At 65.5% G+C, this 25,623-nt stretch carries 24 protein-coding genes; 9 read left to right on the forward strand and 15 right to left on the reverse strand.

Annotation, left to right across the window (positions count from 1 at the left end):
• Position 1: 1 nt before the first annotated feature.
• The 4 genes from GA615_RS23820 to GA615_RS23835 all read right to left on the reverse strand — a co-directional run bounded on the left by GA615_RS23820 (position 2) and on the right by GA615_RS23835 (position 4,010).
• Positions 2-1,030, reverse strand: a complete 1,029-nt coding sequence (locus GA615_RS23820) for a type II secretion system F family protein (protein ID WP_161602519.1) — start codon at positions 1,028-1,030, stop codon at positions 2-4.
• Between the two features lie 149 nt (positions 1,031-1,179).
• A complete protein-coding gene (locus GA615_RS23825; protein ID WP_161602520.1) occupies positions 1,180-2,247 on the reverse strand; it encodes a type II secretion system F family protein in 1,068 nt (355 codons plus the stop codon).
• Between the two features lie 149 nt (positions 2,248-2,396).
• Positions 2,397-3,608, reverse strand: coding sequence for a GspE/PulE family protein (locus GA615_RS23830; RefSeq protein ID WP_235905648.1), 1,212 nt, complete (start codon positions 3,606-3,608; stop codon positions 2,397-2,399).
• 51 nt (positions 3,609-3,659) lie between these two features.
• On the reverse strand, positions 3,660-4,010 hold the full coding sequence (locus GA615_RS23835) for a phasin family protein (RefSeq protein ID WP_161602521.1): 351 nt from the start codon (positions 4,008-4,010) through the stop codon (positions 3,660-3,662).
• A gap of 269 nt (positions 4,011-4,279) precedes the next feature.
• Between GA615_RS23835 and GA615_RS23840 the strand changes: the two genes are divergently transcribed.
• The gene (locus tag GA615_RS23840) at positions 4,280-4,747 is read left to right on the forward strand and encodes a PaaI family thioesterase (protein ID WP_152053844.1); all 468 of its coding nucleotides are present in this window, start codon (positions 4,280-4,282) and stop codon (positions 4,745-4,747) included.
• Between the two features lie 10 nt (positions 4,748-4,757).
• Here the strand turns inward: GA615_RS23840 and GA615_RS23845 are convergent, their stop codons facing one another.
• The 3 genes from GA615_RS23845 to GA615_RS23855 all read right to left on the reverse strand — a co-directional run bounded on the left by GA615_RS23845 (position 4,758) and on the right by GA615_RS23855 (position 8,914).
• Positions 4,758-6,488, reverse strand: coding sequence for a MutS-related protein (locus GA615_RS23845; RefSeq protein ID WP_235905649.1), 1,731 nt, complete (start codon positions 6,486-6,488; stop codon positions 4,758-4,760).
• A gap of 349 nt (positions 6,489-6,837) precedes the next feature.
• Positions 6,838-7,512 carry a TIGR04283 family arsenosugar biosynthesis glycosyltransferase gene (locus tag GA615_RS23850; RefSeq protein WP_161602522.1) on the reverse strand — a complete coding sequence of 225 codons (675 nt, stop codon included), beginning with the start codon at positions 7,510-7,512 and terminating at the stop codon, positions 6,838-6,840.
• A gap of 19 nt (positions 7,513-7,531) precedes the next feature.
• Positions 7,532-8,914, reverse strand: coding sequence for a hypothetical protein (locus GA615_RS23855; RefSeq protein ID WP_235905650.1), 1,383 nt, complete (start codon positions 8,912-8,914; stop codon positions 7,532-7,534).
• Between the two features lie 141 nt (positions 8,915-9,055).
• Between GA615_RS23855 and GA615_RS23860 the strand changes: the two genes are divergently transcribed.
• Complete coding sequence (locus GA615_RS23860) at positions 9,056-9,874, forward strand: UvrB/UvrC motif-containing protein (RefSeq protein WP_152053848.1); 819 nt, start codon at positions 9,056-9,058, stop codon at positions 9,872-9,874.
• Between the two features lie 214 nt (positions 9,875-10,088).
• On the opposite strand, the gene GA615_RS23865 is transcribed toward GA615_RS23860, so the two are convergent.
• From GA615_RS23865 to GA615_RS28605, 7 genes are all read right to left on the reverse strand, one after another.
• On the reverse strand, positions 10,089-10,982 hold the full coding sequence (locus tag GA615_RS23865; RefSeq protein WP_152053849.1) for a dihydroorotate dehydrogenase electron transfer subunit: 894 nt from the start codon (positions 10,980-10,982) through the stop codon (positions 10,089-10,091).
• A gap of 221 nt (positions 10,983-11,203) precedes the next feature.
• Positions 11,204-12,481 (reverse strand): pseudouridine synthase, encoded by a 1,278-nt coding sequence (locus GA615_RS23870; RefSeq protein ID WP_235905651.1) that lies wholly within the window; start codon positions 12,479-12,481, stop codon positions 11,204-11,206.
• A 41-nt stretch (positions 12,482-12,522) separates the two neighbouring features.
• Positions 12,523-12,777, reverse strand: coding sequence for a hypothetical protein (locus GA615_RS27920; RefSeq protein ID WP_201750300.1), 255 nt, complete (start codon positions 12,775-12,777; stop codon positions 12,523-12,525).
• Between the two features lie 117 nt (positions 12,778-12,894).
• A complete protein-coding gene (locus GA615_RS23875) occupies positions 12,895-13,647 on the reverse strand; it encodes a hypothetical protein (protein WP_152053851.1) in 753 nt (250 codons plus the stop codon).
• A gap of 35 nt (positions 13,648-13,682) precedes the next feature.
• Positions 13,683-13,856: a DUF1328 domain-containing protein gene (locus GA615_RS23880; RefSeq protein WP_152053852.1), complete on the reverse strand. Its 174-nt coding sequence runs from the start codon at positions 13,854-13,856 to the stop codon at positions 13,683-13,685.
• Between the two features lie 151 nt (positions 13,857-14,007).
• Entirely contained in the window at positions 14,008-14,439 is a 432-nt protein-coding gene (locus tag GA615_RS23885; protein ID WP_152053853.1) for a hypothetical protein, read from the reverse strand.
• Positions 14,440-14,641: 202 nt separating this feature from the next.
• Entirely contained in the window at positions 14,642-15,364 is a 723-nt protein-coding gene (locus tag GA615_RS28605) for a choice-of-anchor R domain-containing protein (RefSeq protein ID WP_152053854.1), read from the reverse strand.
• A gap of 365 nt (positions 15,365-15,729) precedes the next feature.
• Between GA615_RS28605 and GA615_RS23895 the strand changes: the two genes are divergently transcribed.
• On the forward strand, positions 15,730-17,856 hold the full coding sequence (locus tag GA615_RS23895) for a serine/threonine-protein kinase (protein ID WP_161602524.1): 2,127 nt from the start codon (positions 15,730-15,732) through the stop codon (positions 17,854-17,856).
• Positions 17,857-17,896: 40 nt separating this feature from the next.
• Here the strand turns inward: GA615_RS23895 and GA615_RS23900 are convergent, their stop codons facing one another.
• Positions 17,897-18,529 carry an RNA polymerase sigma factor gene (locus GA615_RS23900; protein WP_161602525.1) on the reverse strand — a complete coding sequence of 211 codons (633 nt, stop codon included), beginning with the start codon at positions 18,527-18,529 and terminating at the stop codon, positions 17,897-17,899.
• 383 nt (positions 18,530-18,912) lie between these two features.
• Here GA615_RS23900 and GA615_RS23905 point away from each other — a divergent pair, with 383 nt between their 5' ends.
• The 6 genes from GA615_RS23905 to GA615_RS23930 all read left to right on the forward strand — a co-directional run bounded on the left by GA615_RS23905 (position 18,913) and on the right by GA615_RS23930 (position 25,476).
• Positions 18,913-19,449 carry a peroxiredoxin family protein gene (locus tag GA615_RS23905; protein WP_152053857.1) on the forward strand — a complete coding sequence of 179 codons (537 nt, stop codon included), beginning with the start codon at positions 18,913-18,915 and terminating at the stop codon, positions 19,447-19,449.
• A gap of 167 nt (positions 19,450-19,616) precedes the next feature.
• Positions 19,617-20,801: a Re/Si-specific NAD(P)(+) transhydrogenase subunit alpha gene (locus GA615_RS23910; protein WP_152053858.1), complete on the forward strand. Its 1,185-nt coding sequence runs from the start codon at positions 19,617-19,619 to the stop codon at positions 20,799-20,801.
• Between the two features lie 4 nt (positions 20,802-20,805).
• Entirely contained in the window at positions 20,806-21,087 is a 282-nt protein-coding gene (locus GA615_RS23915; protein WP_152053859.1) for an NAD(P) transhydrogenase subunit alpha, read from the forward strand.
• A 3-nt stretch (positions 21,088-21,090) separates the two neighbouring features.
• Complete coding sequence (locus tag GA615_RS23920) at positions 21,091-22,488, forward strand: NAD(P)(+) transhydrogenase (Re/Si-specific) subunit beta (protein WP_152053860.1); 1,398 nt, start codon at positions 21,091-21,093, stop codon at positions 22,486-22,488.
• A gap of 469 nt (positions 22,489-22,957) precedes the next feature.
• The gene (locus GA615_RS23925) at positions 22,958-24,403 is read left to right on the forward strand and encodes a DUF1501 domain-containing protein (RefSeq protein WP_235905652.1); all 1,446 of its coding nucleotides are present in this window, start codon (positions 22,958-22,960) and stop codon (positions 24,401-24,403) included.
• Positions 24,404-24,432: 29 nt separating this feature from the next.
• The gene (locus GA615_RS23930) at positions 24,433-25,476 is read left to right on the forward strand and encodes a threonine ammonia-lyase (protein WP_152053861.1); all 1,044 of its coding nucleotides are present in this window, start codon (positions 24,433-24,435) and stop codon (positions 25,474-25,476) included.
• Positions 25,477-25,623: the final 147 nt, after the last annotated feature.

The following is a 25,623-nucleotide window of genomic DNA, read 5'->3' on the forward strand; positions in this document are numbered from 1 at the left end:
ATCACCAAAACATGGAGAAGGGTCCGCCCGTTAACTCCGAGAGCAACTTGAGCGTTGGCATGTAGAGCCCGAGCACGACCAGGATGACCCCAATCAGCACAAACGCCACCGCCATCGCCGAGAGGAACACCCCGAGGAGCGTGGTCTGCGATCGTGCTCGGGCCAGATAGATCTCCGAGGCCAGACGAAGCGCATCGGGGAGGACCTGGTGGGTCTCGGCCCAGGAAAGCAGCCGATCAAACCCGGTCGGGAACAATCGGTACTGCCGAGCGGCGTCGAGCAGCGAACGGCCTTGCTCAACCTCGTGCGATGCCCCAAGACATGCCGACATCAAGTCAGGATCACGAACCCCCTTGCCGGCCAGCAGCAACGCCTCGGGCATGGTCAATCGCGCATCGAGCAGGATCGCCAGCAGTGCCGAGAACTCAGCCATCGCCGCGTTTCGCCAGATCCGCCCGAACAGGGGAATACCGTTGGCAACCCGCCTCCATCCCTGAAGCGTCGCCCCACGGGCGAATCGCCAGGCCAGCACGACCACCAGCAGACTTCCCACGGGAAGCGCCCAGCCGGTCGCATCGACCCATCGGGAAAGTCTGACCAGCGCGCTGGTCAAGGCGGGAAGCTGCACGCCGAAATCCTCATATATCGCCACCAGATCCAGGGTGACGAACCGAGAAATGACCTGGAAAACCACTGCAAACGCACAAAGCAATAGGATCGGATAGGCCAATCGTGTGATCAGATACTGGAACAATTCTCGGTCGGTCCGTTCGAACCGAACGGCCTCAAGCAAGAGTTCCTGCGGCCGACCTGAGCGTTCCGCGGCCAGAACGATCCCCGGCAGGTGATCCGGCATCTGACCCCGCTCGACCAAGATCGCCTCACGGAGCGATGCGCCCTGCTCAATCCGGTCAGCCAGGCGAACCAGGCCCCGCTGGACCCTCGCCGATTCCGATTCCTCCGCCAGGGCTCGCAAACCTTCAGGCAAGGCCACCCCGGCCCCGACCAGCCCACCCACAGCCCCGACCATGTCCGCTGCCTCTCGTGCGTTCAACGAATCGCACGCTTCAGATGGGGTGGAATCGGGAGGATGGTGTCGAGGTTCATTCATCACTCAATTCCAAAAATCTAGGAATATAAATGGTCTCGCGTTGTTTTAAGATGATTCGTCGAATGCGATCAGTTCAGGGATTCCAGCAGAGCCGTAAACGGGACGAACAGCGTCAACCCGTAGAGCAACACCGCGGTCCCTCCGATCCCCACGAGAAACACGGTGGGAATGACGAGCCGTTGAAGTTCCGCCCGAGCCGCCGCTCGATCGCGGTAAGTCCGGGCGGCCACACGAAGCGCCTGGGGCAGATCCCCTTGAACGGCTCCCGAACCAATCAACCAGCGAAGCATCGGCGGAAACGCCTGCGATGCCTCGGGTGCCATCGATCTGGGCCATCGCTCGCCGCGTTGAATCGCATCGGCCAGCCGGTCGCTCGCCTCACGCAGCCTCGCATCACCGATGGCTCGGGAGGAAAGCCGCAGGGCGTCGGGCATCGGCACCCGGTTCTCCAGCAACAGCGCGAGCAAGTCCGCGAACAATCCGCACCGGGTCAGTGCGATCTGGGTTTTGACCCCTGGAAACACGAGCCTCCAGGCCCCTCCGACCTCAAGACCCAGGGCTGACACCCGGCCCGATCGCATCCACAGCCAGGCAACGATTCCCAGAATCAGCAGGCCGATCGGTCCCCAGATCCACGCCCACCGGCCGAGGGCGCTCAGCACCGCAAGCGAGGCCGTCGAACCTCCCAGCAATCGCGCACTCAGTTCCAGCCGAGGAGCCAGGACCGTCACAAAGCCGAGGAACAGGCCATACGCCATCACCAGCAGAATCGCCGGGTAAAGCATGGCAAGGGTGATCGTTCGTCGCAGATCCGTCTGCGATCGAACGAACGTGGTCAGGCCTTCCAGCGCCGCGGTCAACCGGCCCGCTCGCATCCCCGCCTCGATGATGGCCCGGTACAGATCCGGCATCGGGCGCGACTCATTTGCGAATGCATCGGTCAGCGAACACCCCTCGGCCTCCATCCGCCTGCCGAGGGCCTCCGCCACCCGCCCGAGCCGCCCCTTCCAGTCCCCACCGATCCCCACCAGCCCTCGCTCAATCGGCACCCCAGCCCGAACCAGCGCCACGATCTCCTCGTTCAGCGCGATCAGTTCGTCCATCGAAAGCCGATCAATCGCTCCCCGGCTCGACATCGTCGGCAGTCCTCCCCCGAGTGGCAGGATCATCTCACCGGGGGGATTCTACGACAGTTGTCACAGGTTGTCGAGGGGGCGGCTGAAAAAGTTCGGGAACGCGGAAAAATCAAGGAGTCCTGCTGTCCATGTGTTTCGATGCCGTAGGGTTAGGAGGGGAATGGGCGATCGTCCTCCCTCTTGGGCGTCTGAAGCCCGAGAACCCGGCGCACCTCGGCGGGGCTGGTCCGGCCCGCGGCCACTGCCTCGAGCGCTCGATCCCACAGGCCAACCATCTGCGACAACCTCGCAGCGGCTTCGATCCGATCCACATCAGCTCGATTGAGCACGGCTTGGGCAACCGGTCCCTCATGGGGAAGGAGAAATTCGGCCATCGGCATGCGACCCTGATACCCGGTCCCTCGGCAGGCGTCGCAGCCCGAGGCCACTCGGGCCGACTGCAGCGGAAGGCCCAGCATTGCGGGATCGTCGGCCGAGATCGGTCGGGAACAGCCGTGGCACAGCCGCCGGACGAGTCGCAACGCCAGGACGGCTCGAAGCCCACTACGCAGCAAATACGGTTCGATCCCCATCTCAGCCAGCCGACCGATTGCTCCGCTCGCCGATCCCGCGTGAAAGGTGGTCAGCACAAGATGCCCCGTCAGGGCTGCCTGAAAGGCCGACTCCGCCGTGTCGGGGTCGCGGATCTCCCCCACGGCGATCACTTCCGGGTCCTGCCGGAGCAACGAGCGCAACCCCGATTCCAGCGTGAACCCGGCCGAGGGGTTCACCTGCGCTTGCACCACCCCCTCGACGGCCGCTTCGATCGGGTCTTCCAGCGTGACGAGGCATCGGTGGCCGGCCGAGGAATGTGCCAGGGCACGCAGGCACGCATAAAGGGTTGTTGTTTTGCCGCTTCCGGCGGGGCCGGCCAATACAATCAGACCCGATGTTTCGACCAGCGCCGAGCGCAGGGATTCGAGCAGATCGCCAGGAAAACCCAGTTGATCGAGGTCGAGCAATCGCCCCGGTTCCGCAAAGAACCGCACGACCACCCGTTCCCCCAGGAGCGTCGGAAACGTGCTGACGCGAATCTCGGCCTGGCCCGGTTGCGAGGGAATTCGCCCTTCCTGGGGAAGGTCGGTTCGATAAGTCAGCAGATGTGCAAGCACTTTGAGCCGGGCCACAACATTGGGTGCGACCTGTGACGGAAGCAAGGCCATCGGTTGCAAGACGCCGTCAATCCGATGGCGAATCTCCAGCCCCTCGGCGATCGGCTGGAAATGCAGGTCGCTGGCCCCGACCGCACGGGCCGTTTCCAGGAGCACGCCAACCGCCTCCGTCGCAAACTGCGGGGAGGCGGGGTCGAGCCCGGCAAGCACCGAGGGCCCTCCAGGCGATCCTCGATTCGAGGTGCTGGGCATCGGTAGCGATCAGCCTTCATTGTCCGAGTCGGAGGCCAATTCGTCCGCACTCAGACGTGCTTCGAGGGCTTCGAGCCGGGCCGAGAGGGCCGCGACCTTGGCCGAAAGCGTGGCGGTATCCTCGGCCCGAGCCAGACCAAGCCGTTGCGAGACTTGCTCGATGCGCCGGTCGATCTCCGCTTGAAGATCCTCTTGCGCGGTCGTGGCCCGATGTTCGAGTTCGGCCTGGAACTTGGCGGCTTCGGCTTCACTCAGGTCGGCCTGACGAGCCACCTCCTTGCCCAGTTCCTCAAGCTTCTCCTTCGTCATCGCCGCAAGGCCGACGCCGGTAAACAGGGTTCGCTTCACAAGTTCGAACATCGCTCCATCCTTTCGCATGATTGTCCGTGGATTGAGTCGTGATCGTGGCTCAATCCTCCGGCAATGATCGACCACGCCGAGGGGCGTGATCGTGATCCCGAACCCGCCGCAGCCAGTTCCGAACCTAATTCATTGTCTCATTTCAGGCCACTCGACGCGAGGGGCTGCTTTTCGTCGGTGGCCGTGTGAAACCCGCGCTGGCAACCCGTAAACTGGAGCCGCCTTGCTCCTCACCGCTCCGTTCCGTTTTCGACCGAGGATTGTTCCCGATGGCGTCTCCCGAGGACCAACCACCCCCCGATTCCGCTCCCACTCCGGTTCCGGCCGACCTCTCCTACGGTGGGTTCTGGGAACTGCTCGGCATGGTTCCCCTCGAACCTGCTCAACCGGGAGGACCGAGCCGTGTGAAGCTCGTTGTGGAACCGCAGCATCTCCGAAGCCTCGGCCTGATGCACGGTGGTGTCACGGCGGCCATGCTGGATTCGTTTATGGGACGAGCCGCCTTCGCCCACTCCCCTCCGGGGCATCATCTGGTGACCTTGCAGCTCAACGTCCACTTCGTCCGAGCCGCTCGGGTTGGCGATACGCTCATCGCCGATGGCGAGGTACAGCACAACGGACGACGAACCGCCGTGGTCCGCAGTGAGCTCCGAACCGATCAGGGAAGCCTCATCGCCACCGGCTCCGGCACGTTCATGCACCTGCCGACCGATCCTCAGACCCCAGATCGTTCCTGATCGCGGGGCGTCAGACGTCCAGCCCCACGGCTCGCATCAACTCCAGCGCATTACTTTTCTGAACGACCCCGGGACGCATGATGTAATCGAACCGCATCTGCCCGTCTTCCAGATGGTCCTCGAAGTGGACGTTCTCCGCCCGATGCCCGAGGCCCGCGACGATCTCGGCCAGCGCCAGGTCGTGCGTCGTCACAAAGCCGATCGCCCCGCGGTCGAGCAATCCCTTCACCACACCCTGTGCTCCCGATCGCCGGTCGTGCGAGTTCGTCCCGTGCAGGATTTCATCGAGCAGAAAGAGCAGGGGGGGAGGGCTTGAGGCCAGATCCACCAGCGTCCGCAACCGCGTAATCTCGGCGTAAAACCGCGATCGCCCCGCCTGCAGCGAATCTTGCACCCGGAGCGTCGATCCCACGCTCATCGGAGAAAGCCGCAGCCGATCGGCTCGAACCGGAGCCCCCGCCAGCGCCAGCACGACGTTCACCCCCACCGATCGCAACAGCGTGCTCTTGCCCGACATGTTCGATCCGCTCACCAGCAGCACACGGGGGCCATCGGCGCCTCCCAGGCGGACATCGTTCCGAACGTTCTGGGTGTCCGGGATCAACGGATGCCCAAGCGCCTGAGCCTCGATCACCGGGCCTTCCGACTCGTCCACGATCTCCGGGAACGGGTCGTGCGGCCGCTCATACGCATACGACGCCAGCGCGCAAAGGGCTTCGAACTGACCGACGGCGTCGAGCCATTGCTCAATCGATCGGCCCGATCGGTTCCTCCAGCGTTCGATGGCCAGTCCGAGATGAATTCCCCAGAGCAGGAGAAACGCCAGCGGCGCAAACAACTGGTTCCGTCGGAAGTCGAGCAGCATCACCAGTCGGGCCAGTCGCGCAATCTGTCGAGAGGGCGGTTCGTAGTCCCCCGTTTGGCTGTCTCGAATCATCAAGAGCCGGGCCGATGTGAACGGCTCGTGTTCAATCCTCGCCAGCAGCGATTCCAGCAATCGTAGCTCCTCGGCCCGCTCATCCACGGTGCCGAGCGTCTGAGCCAGGTCATTCCGAAGCGATCGAGACAGGATCAAGGTGGCCGCAATCGTTGCCATCAGCGGGATTCCCCCCATCCCCACGATCCAGGCGGCCAGCGCGGCCAGGTTCAGGACGGCCAGCAGCGAGGCGGCCAGGGGAATCAAGGGGGATTGCAAGACGGCAGGAGCCTTGGCCCAGGCAATCAGGGTGGTCGGATGCAGGCCCTGCTCGATGTCGTCTCCCAGCAAGGCGAGGTCTTCGCGTAGATCGAGCCGATCGCGCAGCTCCGCCACCGCCTCGTGCCGGGCTCGAATCTCGTCCACCTCGGCCGGGTGATGCAGCCAGGCCGCGAGCGTCGTTTTTCCAGAGCCGGTGCGGGCGGTGCAAAGCCGTTCGAAGACCGATCCGGACCCGAACAAATCAAGGTCGGCGTCGAACGGATGATCCGGTTTTAAGAAGCGATTGCCGGGATCGCCTCGGCCGGGCCATCGGTCTTCCAGCCGAGCCAGCCCGGCCTCGTAGAAGGCGACCCGACGTTCCGCGCGCCGATGCGATCGCCCGACCGTGTCGTAGGCGATCACCAGGCCCACAAAGACAACCGTCGGCACCAGCAACCACCAGGGCGACCCCCAACCCAGCCCAATCGTCACGACGGCCAGAACCAGCCCCACGGCGAAGACCAGCAAGCGGCCATCGGCAATCTTCCGATGCCGGTCGCTCAATCGGTTCGCTTCCGCCCGTCGGGCATCGCGGCGTCGAAGGTATTCGGCATGAGGATCTGATGGCTTGGAATCGGCGGATGACGAGTCGGAGGGACGCGCGGCCAAGGTGCGAACTCCCAGGGAAAGCTGCTCCGAAGCCATGACCCCATCATGACCGGCTCACGCCCGACGCAGCGCAGAGGATTCTGCAGATAAAGAATCTCGACCCCGACGTCACTCGAATCAGGTCGAGCGACGACGCATTCGGCACCATCTTACCAGGAGCCATGATCTGTGGGGATGCCCGCCCCGCCCCTCCGTAAAGGATCGAATCAGAGAACGGTGCGCAACCGCCCGAGATTCCCGACCCTCACCGAACCACCGGGTAAAACCGGGCGAGCGTCTCGGTCGACATCCCTCCCGCGGCCCCCGCCGTCAGGGCCCAGTTGCGCAGACTCTGGCCCAGAATCCCCTGGTTCCGCCAGCGCCTTGCCGAGACCTCAATCCGCTTCGGAAGCAACGCAATCCTTCCCAGTCTCCGCAATCGGAGCATCAGATACACGTCTTCCATCAAGGGCAATTCCGGAAACCCGCCGACCCGGTCAAACGCCCATCGCGGAACGAAAATCCCTTGATCGCCGTACGGAACCCCCAGAACTCCCGCCCGGAGGTGCGCCGCGGCGTCGATCGCGCGAAAGGCCCATTCCGGCCCATCCACCCGCATCCGAAAGCAGCCGCCCGGCACTTTCGGGCACCGGGCGACGAACCGCTGCAACTCGGCAATCGCCCCGCCTTCAAGCCGGCAATCGGCATGGAGGAACAGCAAGACGTCTCCCGACGCCTCCAACGCTCCCCGATTTTGCTGAACTCCTCGGCCTTTCGGAGCGGCCACGACCCGAGCCCCGGCCCGACTCGCCCGATCGGCCGTGCCGTCAGGGCTGCCGGCATCGGCCACGATCACCTCATCGACCCCCTGGTCGGCGAGATGATCGAGGCACGATCCGATCGTCTTGGCTTCGTTGAGCGTCGGAATGACGACCGACACACGAGGCAATTCCGCCATCTCAGCGCTGCAGGTCGTAGAGGTCTCGGGGAGAGTCGTGCAGGATTTGCTGGAGCAGGGCCGGCAGATCCTCCTCCCTCGCAAAGCCCGATTCCACCTGATGCGCTAGGGCCGAGGCAATCGCCCGCTTGATGACCTGGAGCTTGCCATACGCCCATTCGACCGAATACGAGTCGCTCAGATAGGCGCAGAACTTCGTCATCGGCACCACCTGCGACCGCAAGGCAAAGTGCCGCTCGATCAAGGACGGGAAGAACGTGTGCCACCAGTAGCCCGACGTGTAAACGTTCGGGAACTGCCGGGCCAGCACGGCGACCTCCTGCGACAGCACGTCGGAGGCCATCATGATGTCGAACCGGGCATTGCCGAATTCGTGGAACGTCCTTGCCATCTCGCTCGTCCAGTTCGGCTGGAACCGAGGGATGCTCTTGCCGTCACAGATGAAATATTCGGCGCCAACGGCAATCTGCACCGCCTTACGTCGCTCGTGGTGCCATTCCAGAATCGCCCAGGTCACCGCGTCCACCAGAGCATCGACATCGGCCTCGGTCTGGTCCTTCGCCGTTCCGATCCGGGCGAGAATGGCGTCGATCGTGGCCGGATCGGGCCGTCGGAATCGCTGCTCAATCGGAATGAACGTGTTGGTGAACCGCACCGGCCCGGTCACGGTCCGATCGAGCCAGCCCTGCACCGCCCGAGACAGCTCGCCCGACGATCCCGGATGCGATCCGAACGCCTGACTCAACGCCTCGAAATAGTCCAGCTTCCGCGTCCTGCCGGTGAAGAACGGGTCGAGGTCGGTGGCCACTCCCGGGCAAAACAGGTAGTGCGCATCGAGCATAAACAGCGCATCGGGCGCAACGCTACTTGACGCTTCCCCCCGATTGCCCAGGCTGGTCACAAAGGTCTGAATGTTGCAGCGATCCCGAAGCACATGGGCCGGCCACTCCGGGTCTTTCCCCTTGGCTTCGACCCGGTCGAGCAGGTCGCGGTAGTTCGCTTCTGTGACCTCCGGCTCGGCGAATTCGTACAGATCCCAGAGAATCCGGTAGACGCACCACGACATCGCCGTGTTCCGCATCCGCTTCAGGTACGGAATCATCCGACGGATGCGTTCATCGGTCGGCAACGCTGGGTCGAGGTCCTCCTTCGGCATTCCGACGGCGATCAGCTCGGTCTGAACCCAGTGGTAGCCGAACAGGGCGGTCAGGTCGGTGGCCGACGGCCGATCGCAATGGATGTGCGTGTGCGGGTCGATGATCGGCGTGTCGTCAATCAGGCGTTCAATCGACTGGGCCAATCCGGGGAGGCTCGTGAACATGAGGACGGTTTCCGTGAAGTCGGGACGGCTCGAAGCGACCGCCGTTGCGAGGGCCGCGAGCATTCTCGGACGAGGCCCTTCGCCTGTCAACGAGACCCCGCCCGTGCCCTCGGCGAGCCGATCCGCTATAATACCTCTGGGACCGCTCCAGCGCCCGCCCACGGACCCGGACCATTTTTCCCAGTCGCCGAACCGGGAGCGATTATGCGGCGCGATATTGACGAGGCCCTTCGGGGCTGGCCCTACGACCCCGAGTTCGACGAGGTCGAAGCCCGAGAAATCCTGGCGCGCGACGGTCGTACCGTCCTCCAGATCCGGGTCGATCTTGGCGTGCTTCAGATGGAACTCGACGGCCGACCCGACGGCGCACGACCTCGCGGCTTCTTGACCTACCTCGACTACCTCCGCCATCGCTCCAAATTCCGGAGGCGTCGGCGATCACAGGCCGCCGCCGATCCCGGCCCGGTCGGATGGTCGATGACGCCCGAACACTGCGCCGAGGCCGACCGCGAACTCGTGCAGTTCTACCACCGCCGTGTCGCCTTCCTCACGCTCCAGCACTACGAGCGTGCCCTCCGCGACGCCGAGCACAGCCTCAACCTGATGGATTTCATCGCCGACTTCGGCCCGACCCCCGAATACGTCGAGCGTCACGAGCGCCTTCGCGCCGGCATCCTTTTCGACCGGACTCAGGCCTCCGCCGCCCTCGCTCTGGAACGGACCAGCCCCGAGGAAGCAATCGACGCCATCCGCGAGGGGATCGACCGGCTCGAACGTCACGCCCGGACCCTCCTCGAAATGGACGATCTCGACGACTTCGAGGCCCTCGAACTCCCCCCGGGCGAACTCGAAACGCCGACCGTCGCCTACATCGAGCGCCTCCGCCGCCTGGAAGGGGAGGTCCGGCATCATTTCGAGGTCCCCAAGACCCTCCGCGAACAGCTCGACGAGGCGGTCGAACACGAAGACTACGAACGCGCCGCCCGCCTCCGCGACCAGATCCGCTCCCGAAGCCGCTCCTGAGGCGGTATTTACGAACACCTTCCCGGGTTTGGGGTGGCCCCGGTTACTCGCCAACCGGGGCGGCTCCGCCGCAAGAGGTCCCGAAGGCGGGGGATCATCTCTCGTCGCTGCGCGACCCCGATTGGTGAGCAATCGGGGCCTCTCAGCTCGGTGGAACCGCTCTCACCGTCGTCGGGAATCGGATTGCGGAGACTGGCCGATCAATCCGCCGCCCTCAATGCCCGCCGCCCAGCGGCCAGGCCACCTCCGCCGCCCTCACAATCGGCCCTTCCACGCACACCCGTTTCAGGTCGGTCGAGCCGTCGGCCTGTCGCATCGGCACGACGCAGCTAAAACAGGCCCCGAAGCCGCACGACATCTGGTTTTCAAGCGACACGTCGCACGGAATCCCTTCCCGATCGGCAATCCCCGCCAGCACGCTGAGCATCGCCGGAGGCCCGCACCCGACAAGCTTGCTCGGCCGGTGCCCCGCTTGCAACCGCTGCTCCAGCAAGGTCGTCACGAACCCGTGAAAGCCTGCTGATCCGTCGTCGGTCGCCAGTGCCACGCGGATGCCGGCCCGCTCGAAGTCCTCGACCCCCGCGGCAAGTTCCGCGGTGCGCACTCCGTAAAGCAACTCGCTCGACGACGCGACCGGACCCGTCCAGCCGGTCGGCTCGGCCCCGTACGATTGCCGGCCGGTCCACCATCGACCGAGCGCGAGAAACGGCGTTTGCCCGATTCCCCCGGCCACGAACGTCACCGGGCCTCCGTCCTCGGGAGGGGGGCCGAAGCCGTTACCGAGCGGCCCCCAGACCTCCACGGTTTCCCCCGCCCGGCGCTCGGTCAGTGCGGCCGTGCCTCGACCGATCACCAGGTAAACAATGTCGATCGCTTCCGGAGTTCCCGAAGGCCCTGGCACAATGTCATACAACGCGAACGGTCGACCGAAGAACGGGTCGGTCGAGCCCTGGCGCGTCGGCCGGATCATCAAGAACTGCCCCGGAATGATGCAACGCGCCATCTCCGGGGCCAGCAGCCGGATGCGGTACGTCCCCCTGGCGATCGGGACATTCTCGACGATCTCCACCGAACGATGCGCCGCACAGGCCGGAACCACCGCATCCATCAGGCGACTTCCTCCCAACACCGGGCGATCCTTGAAACAAGTCCGGAAGACGACCCGTCACGCCGGGTTCCCGCGTTCAACCGCTCTCAACCCTCACCCGCCGCTTCGCTTGCGGGGGAGAGGGTGGCCGCAGGCCGGGTGAGGGGGGGCAGTCGCCTCGACTCGCTCGCAACCATCACTTGAAACGCGACGATTCGATTCCGCCCGCCCCTCCGCTCCGATCACTCGTCCCCCGCAGGCTTCGACCGCCGCGACTTCGGCAACGGCTTCGGCCGACGCTTGGCAACCTGGCCGGGTGGCTTGATCGCCGGGCGCCGTCCGCCCGAGGGACCATTGCCGCCGCCGCCAATCGGCGGGCCACCAGGACCTCCGGAACTGCGACGCTTGGGACCAGCACCCGCCGATCCTCGACTCCGAGGCGGGCCGCCGCTGGCCGGCGGACGACCGGCCGGTGGCCGCGACCGAGGCCCGGCGGGCCGGGGCGGTCGTCCGGCCGGAGGAGGGCCGTCGAAGTTCCCGCTGAAGATCGGCGGAATCAACACCTCATCGGGCCCGTCGTCGAGCGAAGCCGGGCGTTTCCCTTTCACACCGGTCGGCGGTGGGGCGAACGAGCCGACAGCCCCTCGCCGGGGAACGCCTCCCGGTCGTCCTCCCCCCTGGTCCCGATCCCGACCGCCTCGCGGCGGGCCGCCGGGGCGCTTGCCCCTCGGACCATCGGCCGATCCGACCAGATGACCCATGCCCGACCGAGGGCCGGATGGGGCCGGTCCCCCTTCGGATTTCCGTCGAGGAGCCTCACGACGCTTGGCGTCTCGGGGCCGGAGCGACTCTCCGGAGGCAACCCGGCGAAGCATTGCGACCTCGTCCGGTTCCAGATACCGCCACTGACCGGCCGAAAGCCCCTTGAGCGTCACCGGCCCGACCGAAACGCGAGTCAAGCGCATGACCTTGTGGCCGAGTTTCGCCAGCATCCGGCGCACTTCGCGATTCTTCCCTTCGGCCAGGGTCAGCTCGATCATCGTGGCTTCGCCGTGATTCGATTTCTCGTTCACGAACCGGGCCGATCGTGCCCTTGCCTTCCCTTCGGCAAGCCAGACCCCTTCCACCAGCTTGTCAATCACTTCCGGCCCTGGCTTGCCGGCGACCAGCACGCGATACACCTTCTCAACCCCGAACTTCGGGTGCGCCAGCCGGTTGGCCAGCTCCCCGTCGTTGGTCAAGAGAATCAGGCCCGTGCTGTCCTCGTCGAGCCGACCGATCGGATAGACCCGTTGCGGCAAGTCGGGCACGATGTCGATGACCCGAGGCCGCCCGGACGGGTCGGAATTGGTCGTGACAAACCCCTTCGGCTTGTAGACGGCCAGATAAACGATCTTTTCCTGGCGAATCCGCTCGCCATCGACGGTAATCGTCGCCTGCGTCGGATCGACCCGCGTGGCCAGATCGCGCACGACCTGGCCATCCACCAGCACGCGACCCTGGAGAATCAGTTCTTCCACCGCTCTCCGCGAGCCGAGCCCGGCCGCCGCGAGCACTTTATTCAGGCGATCTCCTTCGCTCGACCCGCCGGATCGAGCCGGGCCACGCCCTGCCGACGACGATCGACGAGGACCCGCCGTCGGTCGCGGGCCGGATGACGGCCGCGGGCCGGTCGGAAGGCCGGCGGGCCGGGGTTTACGGTTCGATTGCGGACCCGCGCCCGACGTCGAGCCGGCGCGGCGGGGAGGCGGGCCACCGCCTCGGCGGGGTGGTCGTGCTGCCATTGCGAATTCTCTTCCTGCGTCGGCGGACGCAACTCAATCGGAAAGGACTTAATGTGAAGCGCCGCCGACAAAAGCCACGGACCGGCGGGTCGTTCCTCATTCGTTGGTTCATCGAGTATACGATCGTTCCCCAGAAAGGTTCCAGGGAATTACGCAGAAGTGTCCTGAGATTCGACTCTGCGATCGTTAGGGGCCTGATTCGAGGCTCCGGCCAACCCTTGCTCCAGGCGCACCTGGCCGGACCGGCCGATGTCATCGAAGAAGTGACCCATCACCTTCCAGGTCTCACCGTCCCGCCGGAACTCGAAGGTCGCCGCCCCGGAGAAGCGGCGAGCCATCATGCCGCCCCCTTCCCGCCGCGGCAGGTTCTCCTCGAACGTGTACATGAAGCGGAGCGTCACCAGCTCGGCCATCATCCCGATGTGGAGGCTCCCCAGATCGCTGTGGACCCGCACCTGGCCGCCGCTCTCCGCCTCACGCTCGACCATCACACTGATCTGCTCCCAGGTCTGGGAGATCTTCATGAAATAGCCCGTGCGAAAGACCGATCCCGACTCCGACGGCGAGTACAGCTCGATCGTCCCGTGGTATTCCCCGGAGAGGTCGGACGGGGCCGGCAGCCCGGCCAGCCGGAACATCCACGTCCCCAGCTCGGTTCGCCAGACATAGGCGTCGAAGAGATTGATCAGGACGCCGAAAAGAATCAGCGCCGTGAAGCCGCCGAAGAAAAGGGCCTTCTCGGCGAGGTCCCAGTCGTCTCCCCCGTAGCGGCGAATCAGGACCAGGACCCCGTGCTGGGCCAGCGGGGTCAGGAAGGCGGTGATCAGGGCCAGCAGCGCGTACATCCGCGCCCGGCCTCCCAGCCCGCTGCTATAGATCGTGTAATCGTGGCCCTCGATCATGGTCCAGGCCCCATCGTTCCGTGAAGTCCCGAGGCTCAGAGCCCGGTCGACGGCCCCTTGCGGCCCAGGATCAAGGAGACGACGAACAGGACCAGGAAGATGAAAAAGAGGATCTTGGCGATCCAGGCCGCGTCCTGCGCCAGTCCGCCGAACCCGAAGACGGCGGCCACGATGGCCACGACGAGGAAGATCAACGCATAGCGGATCATGGGTGCCTCACGGTGATGTCTGGGGAGGAGTGGGAACGAGTCGGTGGAATGAATGACGAACGCAACGATTCAGGTGACAACCCGATGACCTGTCCCGGCGCCAGGCCAGGCCACCCGGTTGTCGAGCCACCACGGCGGGTGACAGGTTTTCTCAGCGGTTGCTGTCTGGTTCTCCAGAGGGCTCGCCCCTGATCGCCTTGCCGGCCCCCTCGACCGCCTTGCCGGCGGCGTCGGTGTCGGAGCGGGCCTCCTCGCCGATCCCCGGGGCCGCGTCCTCGATCTTCCGGCCCGTCTCCTCCAGGCCGACGGACTCGGCCGCCTTGCCGACGGCATCGACGGTGCCCTCGGCGGCGCCGCCGACCGAATCGGCCGAGTCTTCGATGGCCTTGCCGGTCGCCTCGACCGCCCCGCCCATCATGTCGCGGGTCCCGTCGACGGCACTTCCTACGGCGTCGCGGGTCCCGTCGACGGCACCTTCCACGGCCTGCCCGGCCGCGTCCATGTCCGCCTCGATTTCCTCCTTCGAGCAGCCGGCAACCAGCGCCAGCACCATGGCCAGCCCGGCCATCATTGGTCGATTCATCGGAAGATGCTCCTGAGTTTCAAGCGGTCACGACGGGTGGCGAGCTCACGCGGCTCGCCTTCCTGTCGCATGGATGATGAGGTGTCGTGAGTGGTCACATCAAGCGATATGCCGGGCCGACGATCCGATCCCGGCTCAAGCGAGAACCCCCGGCCACGATGCAGGGGGTGCTCAAGTTGAATCGAGGGTTGGCTCCCTCGCGTCAACTCCGGCTTCGGCGTCGCTGCCGGTACGCGCCGAGCCCGATCAGCACCACAGCCATGCCGCCCATCGCCAGAGTGGAAGGCTCAGGAACCGCTGATACCTCCGTGGCATTCACCTGGAATAGGATTGGAGCCGGGCCGTTCCGGGGATCGGAGAACGGATTTTCCAACGCGGTCCAGCCGTCAGTACCATACCCGGCATAGGACGTGTCTCCGATTGACCAGCCAGCCAGACCCGTTTGGTTAGGATCGCCCGTGAAATTCCAGAAGAAATTGTCATTCACATTCGCAGAAACCATTAACCAGTAGGATGTGTTCGCGGACAGCTGCAGCATGTTCTGCGGCGTGAACGTGATCTCCTCGGCCGATGAGCTTGGGTTGGAGCCCAGAAAACTCACGAGAGGGGTCGTCCCTGGCAAACCGCTGAGATCCGCGAAGAGTGCAACGCTCACGGACCCGCTGGGAGTCTCAAACACTCCGAGATTAAGCACGACCGAGTCCAGAATCCAACCTGGCCCTGAGCCGGTCGTGAATTGATTGGCAACTGGAGAATCTAGGAGCGTCGACCCACTGCCGATCCTCCACGCGGAATCCTGTGTGTTGCTGAGGTTGGAGACCACTAGACCGGCCCTGGCGTGGGAATCAGCCGAGGACCAAAGGCCGAGGACCAGTACGACGAGAGCCGAGGTCGAGTAGAACGGGTGGCTGGGAATCCTGGTCATATCGGATGTTCTCCCGAGTTTGGGGCTTCATGAAGGCGCAGGGGCGATTGAATCGGGGAGCCCTCGGGCGCCACGGGCTGAGGAGAACTCGCCATCTACAACCGGCGACCGTCGAACGGCCCTCCTCTCCTCTTCTTGGGGGTGCCGGGCCGAAAGTTAGCACCCGCGGCGATAAATATTTTCGGAGACACTCCTCGAACAGACTTCCAAGCACTAGAATGTGTTCCAATGGGCCCCAGGCAGGATGCAACGTAGCGATCAGCCCCAGATCGCCCGAAATCCCAGTCTTGAAAACCAGATCCGTCGACGAGCCAGGTGAGCCCGATGGCCGTGCCGGAGGTTTCCGAGAACCTTGGAGGGACACCGTGAAGCCAACGGACACCTGCCCCGATCCGAGCCGCTGGGAACGATTCCTGGCCGACCAGGTCGATGATCGGGAATGCAACGACCTGGAAGCGCACCTCGACGCGTGCGAAACCTGCCGCGATCGGCTCGCCCTGCTGGCCGAATGGCCGTCGGTGGCCGAGGTGACGGCGAAGCCCGATCAGGATCCCTCGCAGTCGTGGCTCGATCGGCTCGAACGCATCGACGGCTGGGAGGCATCAGATGCCGATCGGGAACCGGCCACGCTCCCAACACTGCCGGGATTCGACGAACTCGAAGAACTCGGCCGGGGTGGCATGGGGATCGTGTACCGCGCCCGACAGGTGGGCCTGGACCGGTCGGTGGCGATCAAGGTCCTTTCGTCCGCCGGTCGACTCGCACCCAAGGCCCGCTCCCGAGCATTCCGCGAGGCGAGGGCACTCGCCCGACTCAATCACCCGAACATCGTCAAGGTCCACGACATCAGCGAGTTCGACGGCCTCCCCTCCATCGTCATGGAGTGGGTCGAGGGGGGCGACCTGAGCCATCGCCTGGAGCACGGCCCGCTCCCGCCCCGAGAAGCCGCCGAGCTGGCCCGGACCCTCGCACTGGCCTTGGCCGCCGCCCACGAGCAGGGGATCATCCACCGCGACATCAAGCCCCGCAACGTCCTGCTCGCTGCCGACGGCTCTCCCCGGCTGACCGACTTCGGCCTGGCCCGGGAGGTCGATTCGAACGACCGATTGACCTCGACGGGGCTCGCCATCGGGACCCCCGGCTACATGGCTCCCGAGCAGATCGACACGACCCTCGGCCCGGTCGGACCGCCGGCCGACATCTACGCCCTGGGGGCGACCCTCTACGCCATGCTCACCGGTCGGCCCCCGTTCCAGGCGGCCAATGAGGCCGAGTCGCTCCGCCAGGTCGTCGAGTGTGATCCGGTCCCGCCCCGCAGGCTCGACGACGTGATCCCCCGCGACCTGGACACCATCTGCCGCACCTGCCTGGAAAAGCGTCCCGAACGCCGCTATGCGTCGGCCGACGACCTGACGGCCGACCTCAAGCGATTCCTGGACGGTCTCCCGATCAAGGCCCGGCCGATCGGTCCGGTTCGATCGATGATCCGGCGGGCTCGTCGGCACCCGAAGCAAGCGGCCCTGGTGTGTTCGGTGGCCATCTTGCTGCTGACAATGGCCGTCGGCGGACTGCTGGTCGCTCGGGAGCAGGCGCGACTCCGCTCCATCGCCGAGGACCGCCGCCTTCTTGCCGTCGAGCGCGAGAACGACGCCCGCGCCAGCGCCGACCACGCCCGCCGTGTGCTCCAGGTCATGGCCGAGGGCATGGGAGCGTCCGCCAAGGCGATCAGGACGATGAACGCCTCATCGCAACCGGAGCTCCGCCGCATCTCCTCAAAGCACCTCGCCGAGGTCACCTCAACCTATGCCCGCTATTTTCAGGAGCACTCCGCCGAAACGCCCTGGATCGCCAGCGAGGTGCAGATGCTCGAAACGCTGGCCGAGCTTCGCGGTCTCGAAGGTGACCTCGACGAGGCCGATCGCCTCCGCCGACGCTGCATCGAGGAAGGGATGATCGTCCTCGAACGGGCCCCCGACGACATTGCCTTTCGACAATCGCTGGTCGAATCGGCGACGAGGCTCGCCCTGGCTTCGGAAACGCAGAACGGACCCGAGGCCGCGATGCCTGACTTCGAGGCCGCCTACCGCCTCGCCAGGGTGATCGCTCCGGAGGACGTCAGCAACACCGACCAGTTCTTTGTCCGGGCGATGGCCGCCACCAACCTCGCGGGTACGTACCATCGCCTCGGACACTATGAGAAGGCCGCCACCGTTCAGGCCGAGGCCCTCGCCTTCTCCCGCGACGTCCTGGCCCGACAGCCCGATGACACGGCCGTCACGGCCTTCGTAATCGATCACCTCTGCGGGCTCGCGACCACGCGGATTGAGCAGGGGGCATCCGAAGAGGCGTCCCGCCTGCTCCTTGAGGCCGATGCGATGCTTGACACCCTTCGGGACGCCGGCCCCACCTCTCCGGGACGCGATCCGGAGATCCTGCGAGCCTGGATCAACGAGGAACGGGAACGACTGCCGAAATCCCTGGCCGGCCGATGACCCACGAGCCATCCCCGCAACCCTCCGGAACCGTCGGGGATCATCCCGACGCCTCGAAGCCGCCCGCTTCGATCTTCCCCTCGGCCTCGAACCGGGCGATCTCAAGCCTGATCAGCCGCTGAACCTTGCAGCGCGCGGCGAAGGCCGAACCCCGCTTCATGCCGAGTCGAACCGCCGCCTCCTCCCCAGACAATCCTTCGAGCGCCAGCAGTCGGAAGGCGTCCCAGGTACGGGGCTCGACCCGGGCCCGAACGAGTCGCATCGCCCGTTCGAGCCGCTCCTGGTCCACCTCGGCCTCCCGGCACGCTGCCGACACGTCTCGATCGGCAATCCGCTCAAGCAGACGGACAACCGCCGTGTCTCCCGTTCCTCGGTGCCAGGGGCGATGCCGCTCGACCCAGTCGCACCAGGCCGCGTGCGTCAGCCTTCGCAGATAGCCCCGAAATTTCCGAGACGGATCGTAGCGGAATCGCGTGGCCTGCCGGGCGAAGCAGAGGAAGACCTCCTGCGCCACATCCCGGGCGTCCTGCTCCTGCAGCCCCTTGCCCCGACACCAGCTCAGGACCAGCGGGCCATAGGAGTTCACGAACTGTGACCACTCGACCGGGTCGCTTGAAGGTTCGCTCAGCTTCCGGAGGAGGGAGATTCTGGTCTTTGGCTCAAGCGATTGCATCGTCGCGGTTCCAGATGTTGCGGAGCATCGCCGACCCATTCACTTTACACGCGGTCCCCAACTCCATGTCAATCAATGATCGTGATGGGTGTTGATCTCGCGTGCGTCACGCGGAACCTCTCCCCATTCAGAGAATCCCAGAAGAACAGCCCGTTCCGGCCTGGCGACGTTGCGGGGGTTCTCCCGCGCTGGCATTTCGAGCGAGCCTCCGAGAACGACCCTGATCGGGATAATTGCGAGGATCATCCGGTTGAATCCCCCGCGTCGGCTTGCTATGACGAGAATGCCTGGCGCGTTCGGAATCACCCGTTCCGAGGGACGCCATTCCTCCCGTTTTGCCTCCACCCGATCGCACCCCACCCATTCCAGGGAGTCGATTCCTCATGACTCGCATCCTTGCCCCTGCTCTGGCCGTCGTCGGCCTGACCCTCGGCCTCGCCCTTTCGGCCACCGCTCAGGAAGGCTTGAAGGTCGGCGACAAGGCCCCCGACTTCACCCTGAAGGCGTCGGACGGCAAGACCTATTCCCTCTCCGACTTCAAAGGCAAGAAGGCCGTCGTCATCGCCTGGTTCCCGAAGGCGTTCACCGGCGGCTGCACCAAGCAGTGCACGGCCTACGCCGAACAGGGCGACCAGCTCAAGGACCTGAACGTCGCCTACTTCACCGCCAGCACCGACACCGTCGATGAGAACACCCGCTTCGCCCAGTCGCTCAACGCCGATTACCCGATTTTGAGCGATCCCGACGCTTCGGTTGCCAAGGCCTTTGGCGTCCTGATGCCCGAGCGCCCGCTCGCCCGCCGCGTCACCTTCTACATCGACAAGGACGGCGTCATCCAGGCCATCGACTCCCAGATCAACACCGAGAACGCCGGCACCGACACCGCCAAGAAGCTCAAGGAACTCGGCATCGCCGAATAATCACCTTCCCTTGAGCCATCCCAGGTTCGACCCATCACGCGGGGAGCCGCCGGTCCCAACGGGCCGAGGCTCCCCCGTGGTCTTTCCGGCGGGGTCTTGAGTCGTTCGATCAATTCAGCGATGCTTACGGCTTCGAACGGACTGCTGGACTCGAAGGCGGAGTAATCATGATCGTCGGCGTCGTGAAGGAGAATTTCCCGGGGGAGCGTCGCGTGGCCCTCATCCCCGCGTCGGTGCCCTTGCTGAAGAAGGCCGGTTGCGAGGTCCTGGTCGAGACCGGCGCCGGGTTCGAAGCGGGCTACCCCGATCCCACCTACGAGCAAAAAGGGGCAACCATCGTCTCCAGTCGAGACGAGGTCTTCGCCCGATCCGACATCCTCCTGCACTTGCTCGGCCTCGGGGCCAATCAGGATCGCGGACGCGACGACTTGCCCCGCTACCGCCCCGGCCAGATCGCCCTCGGCTTCTTCCGGGCGCTGGGAGCCCCCGAGACCGTCCAGGAGGTGGCCGCGACCGGCATCACCGCCTTCGCCATCGAGATGCTCCCTCGGATCACCCGCGCCCAAAGCATGGACGCCCTGTCCTCGATGGCCACCGTCGCCGGCTACAAGGCCGTCGTGATCGCCGCCGACACGCTCCGCCGTATGTTCCCCATGATGATGACCGCCGCGGGCACCATCTCTCCCGCCCGAGTCCTGGTTCTGGGCGTCGGCGTGGCCGGGCTCCAGGCCATCGCCACGGCCCGTCGCATGGGAGCGGTTGTCTCAGCCTTCGACGTTCGGCCCGCGGTCAAGGAACAGGTTCAGAGCCTCGGCGCCAAGTTCGTCGAGCTTCCTCTCGAATCCGGCGACGCCGAAGACACCGGCGGCTACGCCAAGGCCCAGGGCGAAGACTTCCTCCGCCGCCAGCGCGAACTGATGGCCAGGGTTGTGGCCGAAAGCGACGTCGTAATCACCACCGCCAACGTTCCCGGCCGCAAGGCTCCGGTCCTGGTCACCGCCGACATGGTCGAGGCCATGACCCCCGGCTCGGTCATCATCGATCTGGCCGCCGAACGCGGCGGCAACTGCGAGCTGAGCCGGGCCGGTGAGGTCGTCACCACCCACGGCGTCAGCATCGTCGGCGCGGTCAACCTGGCCGGCACCGTTCCGTATCACGCCAGCCAGATGTATTCGAGCAACATCACCACCTTGCTCCTTCACCTGTTGAAAGACGGTCAGCTCGCGATGGATTCGTCCGACGAGATCACCCGCGAGACCCTCATCGCCCGAGGCGGCAAGGTCGTCCACCCTCGGGTCCTTGAGGCCCTCGGCATCCCTTCGGAAGTCCCCGGCGACTCAGGGAGATCGTGATTCGATGGAACTGCTTGTCTTCTCCCTGACGATCTTCGTGCTCGCCCTCTTTGTGGGCTTCGAGGTCATCACGAAGGTTCCCCCCACCTTGCACACCCCGTTGATGTCCGGGTCGAACGCTATCTCAGGGATCACCCTGGTCGGGGCGATTCTCTCGGCGGGCTTGCAGTATTCGACCCTGACCTCCGTGCTGGGCGTGCTGGCCGTGGCCCTGGCAACGATCAACGTGGTGGGCGGATTCCTCGTCACCCATCGCATCCTCGGGATGTTTCGACGGAAGAGCTGAACCGTGTCCACATCGCTCATCAATCTCGCCTACCTCGTCGCCTCGGCCCTGTTCATCCTGGGCCTGAAAGGGCTGAGCCACCCCCGAACCGCCGTCCGCGGCAACCTGCTGGGCGCGACGGGCATGCTCATTGCCGTCGTCGTAACCTTGCTCAATCAGGAAATCATCGGCTTCGGCGGCATCCTCGTCGGGCTCGCTCTCGGCTCGCTCGTCGGCGCCGTCCTGGCCGTTCGTATTCCGATGACCGCCATGCCGCAGCTCGTCGCCGTCCTGAACGGCTTCGGCGGTGGTGCGTCGATTCTCGTCGCCGGCGCCGCCCTGGTTGAGGCGGTCGGCCTGACCGAGCGCGAGGTGACCTACCAGCTCACGATTGCCACCGCCGTTTCGGGCCTGATCGGTGCCGTCACCCTCTCTGGCAGCTTCATTGCCTTCGCCAAGCTGCAAGAGTTGATCTCGGGCAACCCGATCCTCTTTCCCGGCCGTCACGTCGTCAACGCTTTGCTCCTGATCGCCACCCTCGGCCTGGCCGCGATGGTGGCCGTCCAGCCCGACCAACCGCTCGCCTACTGGGGGCTGGTTCTCGTCGCCTCAGCGCTCGGCGTGCTGGCCGTCATCCCGATCGGCGGGGCCGACATGCCGGTGGTGATCGCGCTGTTGAACTCGTACTCCGGCCTGGCCGCCTGCGCCACCGGGTTCGTCCTGAACAACACCATGCTCATCATTGCCGGGTCGCTCGTCGGCGCCTCGGGCCTGATTCTCACCCGGATCATGTGCGACGCCATGAACCGATCGCTGACCAACGTCCTCTTTGGTGGCGTCGGCGCGGTCGCATCTCAGCCCGGCGGCGGCAAGGGGGACGAGGTCTACGCCGGTCGGGTCAAGTCGGCCGGTCCCGAAGAAATCGCCATGATCCTCGAAATCGCCCAGCGGGTGATGATCGTCCCCGGCTACGGTCTGGCTGTCAGCCAGGCCCAGCACTCGGTGCGCGACCTGGCCAACCTGCTCGAATCGCGCGGCGTGCGGGTCGATTTCGCCATCCACCCCGTCGCCGGCCGCATGCCCGGCCACATGAACGTCCTGCTCGCCGAGGCTGACATCCCCTACGAAAAGCTTCTTACGATGGAGGAAGCCAACCCCCAGTTCGAGCAGACCGACGTGGCCATCGTCATCGGCGCCAACGACGTCGTGAACCCCGACGCCCGCACCGACCCCACCGGCCCCATCGCCGGCATGCCGATTCTCGACGTCGACAAGGCCCGCACCGTCATCGTCATCAAACGCTCCCTTTCCCCCGGCTTCGCCGGCATCCCGAACCCCCTTTTCGCCGCCGACAACACCCTGATGTACTTCGCCGACGGCAAGAAAGCCCTCGTCGATCTCATCACCGCGCTCCAGAGCTAACCAGAACGATTGCAACGTGCTTGGAGTAGACCTTCCATCCGAAAATGCTGTGTCGCCTCTTTGCCTTGGGTGGCCCCGGTTGCTCGCCAACCGGGGCGGCGCAGCCGCGAGAGGCGACGGGAGGCCCCACCGAGACTGCTCGTCGCTCCGCGACCCCGGTTGACGAGCAACCGGGGCCACCCAGCAAAAACCCACCATTATTGAGTGGAAGAGGTTGTAGTCGGGTACCGTCGCGTCGTCGAAGACGCACCCATCCGCTCTCGAAGCCCGGCGGTGCATCTTCGACGACGCGACGGCACCCAACGGAACCGCCTTGCAATCGCCCTATCGATGGAAAGGCCCGCCTTGCTCACACCCGTCCGGATCGGATAGGTTAAACTGATGTTGATCTCCCCTCCGGAGCGCGGCGGGTTCTGGGTCGGTCGGGTCGAACGGGGGGCGACGAGTCACAGAATCAAGGGAGGGCTGCATGATGCGGGGAGTCAATCGAGGTTGCGGTTCCTTCCGATCGGGCCTGCAACGCTCTCGCCGCGAGTTCCTCCGCGCCGGCGGCCTGGGCCTACTCGGCATGAACCTGCCCACCTTGCTCAACGCCCAGGCCCGATCGGCCAGCGTGATGGCTCCGCCGTCGAGCTTCGGCAAGGCCAAGGCGTGCATCCTCCTGTTCATGTGGGGCGGCCCCGCGCAGCAGGAAACCTGGGACCTGAAGCCCGACGCCCCCGAGCAGGTGCGCGGCGAATTTAAGCCGATTGAGACCAACGTCCCCGGCCTCCTAATCTCCGAGCACTTCCCCCGCCTGGCCACCCGTTGCGACAAGCTCGCCGTCATTCGCTCGGTCCACCACCGCGATGTCAACCACACCACCGCTACCCACGAACTCCTCACCGGCCGCCCCATCCCTCGCCCCGGCGGCGGCCCGATGAACGAGGACTGGCCCCACTACGGCGCGGTGCTGGAACACATCGACCACTTCAAGCGCCGCTCTCCGTTGCCTCCGTACGTCCAGTTCATGCCCGTCAGCACCGACGGCGCTCCTCGATTCGTCGAGCAGAGCCACGGCCAGGGGGCCGGCTGGCTCGGGCCCGCTCTCAATCCGTTCTCGATCGACCACGACCCCAGCCTCCCCGATTACGACGTCGGCGACTTCCGCCTCCCCGCCGAGGTCGGCCCCACCCGGCGTGACGTCCGGCAGGGGCTCCTCCAGCTCGTCGAGCAGCAGGCCCGGCACCTGGAGCAGTCCCCCCAGGTCGATGCCATGTCCTCCCATTACGAGCGCGCCCACGCCCTCCTCACCGACCGTCGCGCGCTCGATGCGTTCGATCTCACCCAGGAAGACCCGCGCCTCCGCCAACGCTACGGCATGCACGCCCACGGCCAGGCCGTCTTGCAGGCCCGCCGCCTCGTCGAGGCCGGGGTGCCCTTGACGACCGTTTTCTGGCAGAACGACGGCATCACCAACGTCAGCGTCTACTGGGACACCCACAACCGCAACTTCATCGACCTCAAAGACCGCCTCATGCCCCCGGCCGATCAGGCCTTTTCCGCGTTGCTCGACGACCTGGAGGCCCGCGGCCTGCTCGACGAAACGCTCGTCGTCTGGACTGGCGAGTTCGGCCGCACCCCCAAGGTCGGCCAGTCCGTCGTCGGCGGCGCCGGTGCCGGCCGCGACGGCCGCGACCACTGGGCCCACTGCTTCAGCACCGTGCTCGCCGGCGCCGGCATCCGTGGCGGGACCGTGTATGGCGCCTCCGATCGCTGGGCTGCCTACCCTTCCCGAGACGCCGTCACCCCTGCCGACATCGCCGCCACCATCTACCACTGCCTCGGCGTCGATCCCGAGCTTGAGCTGGTCGATACCCTCGGCCGCCCGCTCGCCCTCTGCCTCGGTCGGCCGATCCAGGGGATTCTTGCCTGAACTGATCGTGCCATGTTCGAGGATGGATCATGGTTCTCCCCGAGATCTCGATCGACGCGGTCCTCGCCGCCGAACCTCTGGTGCGGCCGTTCGTCTCGCCGGCTCCCTTGATCCGGTCGTACCCCCTGGAGCGCGAGCTTGGGCTGCCCTCCGATCGCCGGGTCTGGCTGAAGGATTTCGGCTGGATGCCGTCCGGGTCGTTCAAGCTCCTCGGCGCCTTGAACTGGATGGCACACCACCTCGATGAGATCGGGGATCGGCCCGTGGTGGCCCATTCGTCCGGCAACTTCGCCTCGGGAATCGCCTTCGCGGGCCTCTGCTTCGGCCGACGGGTCATCGTCGTCATGCCCGAAACGGCCCCCCGCGTGAAGTTCGAAAAGACCCGAGCCTTCGGTGCCGAGATCCAGACCTACGACATCTCCCGAGACCACGAGACGGGCGAACGCGATCGCCTGACCCGCGCGATCGCCCAGACCGAAGGAGCCATCCAGGCATCCCCCTACGACGATCCCCACATCATCGCGGGCAACGGGGTCGGCGCCCTGGAGATCGTTCGGGCCTTGAAGCATGAGGGGCGCGACCTCTCGACGTTCCTCTGTCCGGTCAGCGGCGGGGGCCTGATGGCCGGCATGGCGCTGGGGATCGCCGATGGCTTCCCCTCAAGCCAGATCGTCTCGGTCGAGCCTTCTGAGGCCGACGACTTCCGGCAATCGCTCGAACTCGGGCGACGGGTCCGCCTCGACCACCCCCGGAGCATCTGCGACGGACTGCTCTCCTACGACGTGGGGGAGCACAACTGGCCGATCCTCCAGCGCCTCGTGACCCGTGCGGTCGCCTTGCCCGACCTCGCCACCCGCGTCGCCATGCGATGGCTGTACGACCAGCACGGCCTCCGGGTCGAGCCCTCTGGGGCGATCGGCGTGGCGGCCTTGCTCGATCGCCGGGTCGACCTGGGCACGTCCGGCGACCTTGTCGTCGTCCTCAGCGGTCGGAACGTCGATGACAACGTCTTCCGCTCCTGGATCGAGGTCGACGCACGGCCTGCTCCCGCCTGGAATCGGATTCCTTCTTGATGGGAAACATCGAAGCTCCCCCACCCGGCGGGTCGCGCAGAGACACGAGGCGCCGGGAATCGCCTGGCGGGTTCGACAGGCTAGGTCCGGACAAAAGCCTCTTGCGGCGTTGCTGCCCCCCCCTTGCATTCAAATTGATTGCCTGAA

Source organism: Tautonia marina (assembly GCF_009177065.1).
GTDB lineage: Bacteria > Planctomycetota > Planctomycetia > Isosphaerales > Isosphaeraceae > Tautonia > Tautonia marina.

What these genes read in the sequence shown, in the direction of transcription:
- GA615_RS23820 (WP_161602519.1), bottom strand. Translation starts at nt 1,030, where the DNA reads ATGGTCGGGGCTGTGGGTGGGCTGGTCGGGGCCGGGGTGGCCTTGCCT.
- GA615_RS23825 (WP_161602520.1), bottom strand. Translation starts at nt 2,247, where the DNA reads ATGTCGAGCCGGGGAGCGATTGATCGGCTTTCGATGGACGAACTGATC.
- GA615_RS23835 (WP_161602521.1), bottom strand. Translation starts at nt 4,010, where the DNA reads ATGTTCGAACTTGTGAAGCGAACCCTGTTTACCGGCGTCGGCCTTGCG.
- GA615_RS23840 (WP_152053844.1), top strand. Translation starts at nt 4,280, where the DNA reads ATGGCGTCTCCCGAGGACCAACCACCCCCCGATTCCGCTCCCACTCCG.
- GA615_RS23855 (WP_235905650.1), bottom strand. Translation starts at nt 8,914, where the DNA reads ATGCTCGCGGCCCTCGCAACGGCGGTCGCTTCGAGCCGTCCCGACTTC.
- GA615_RS23860 (WP_152053848.1), top strand. Translation starts at nt 9,056, where the DNA reads ATGCGGCGCGATATTGACGAGGCCCTTCGGGGCTGGCCCTACGACCCC.
- GA615_RS23865 (WP_152053849.1), bottom strand. Translation starts at nt 10,982, where the DNA reads ATGGATGCGGTGGTTCCGGCCTGTGCGGCGCATCGTTCGGTGGAGATC.
- GA615_RS23875 (WP_152053851.1), bottom strand. Translation starts at nt 13,647, where the DNA reads ATGATCGAGGGCCACGATTACACGATCTATAGCAGCGGGCTGGGAGGC.
- GA615_RS23880 (WP_152053852.1), bottom strand. Translation starts at nt 13,856, where the DNA reads ATGATCCGCTATGCGTTGATCTTCCTCGTCGTGGCCATCGTGGCCGCC.
- GA615_RS23885 (WP_152053853.1), bottom strand. Translation starts at nt 14,439, where the DNA reads ATGAATCGACCAATGATGGCCGGGCTGGCCATGGTGCTGGCGCTGGTT.
- GA615_RS28605 (WP_152053854.1), bottom strand. Translation starts at nt 15,364, where the DNA reads ATGACCAGGATTCCCAGCCACCCGTTCTACTCGACCTCGGCTCTCGTC.
- GA615_RS23900 (WP_161602525.1), bottom strand. Translation starts at nt 18,529, where the DNA reads ATGCAATCGCTTGAGCCAAAGACCAGAATCTCCCTCCTCCGGAAGCTG.
- GA615_RS23905 (WP_152053857.1), top strand. Translation starts at nt 18,913, where the DNA reads ATGACTCGCATCCTTGCCCCTGCTCTGGCCGTCGTCGGCCTGACCCTC.
- GA615_RS23910 (WP_152053858.1), top strand. Translation starts at nt 19,617, where the DNA reads ATGATCGTCGGCGTCGTGAAGGAGAATTTCCCGGGGGAGCGTCGCGTG.
- GA615_RS23915 (WP_152053859.1), top strand. Translation starts at nt 20,806, where the DNA reads ATGGAACTGCTTGTCTTCTCCCTGACGATCTTCGTGCTCGCCCTCTTT.
- GA615_RS23925 (WP_235905652.1), top strand. Translation starts at nt 22,958, where the DNA reads ATGATGCGGGGAGTCAATCGAGGTTGCGGTTCCTTCCGATCGGGCCTG.
- GA615_RS23930 (WP_152053861.1), top strand. Translation starts at nt 24,433, where the DNA reads ATGGTTCTCCCCGAGATCTCGATCGACGCGGTCCTCGCCGCCGAACCT.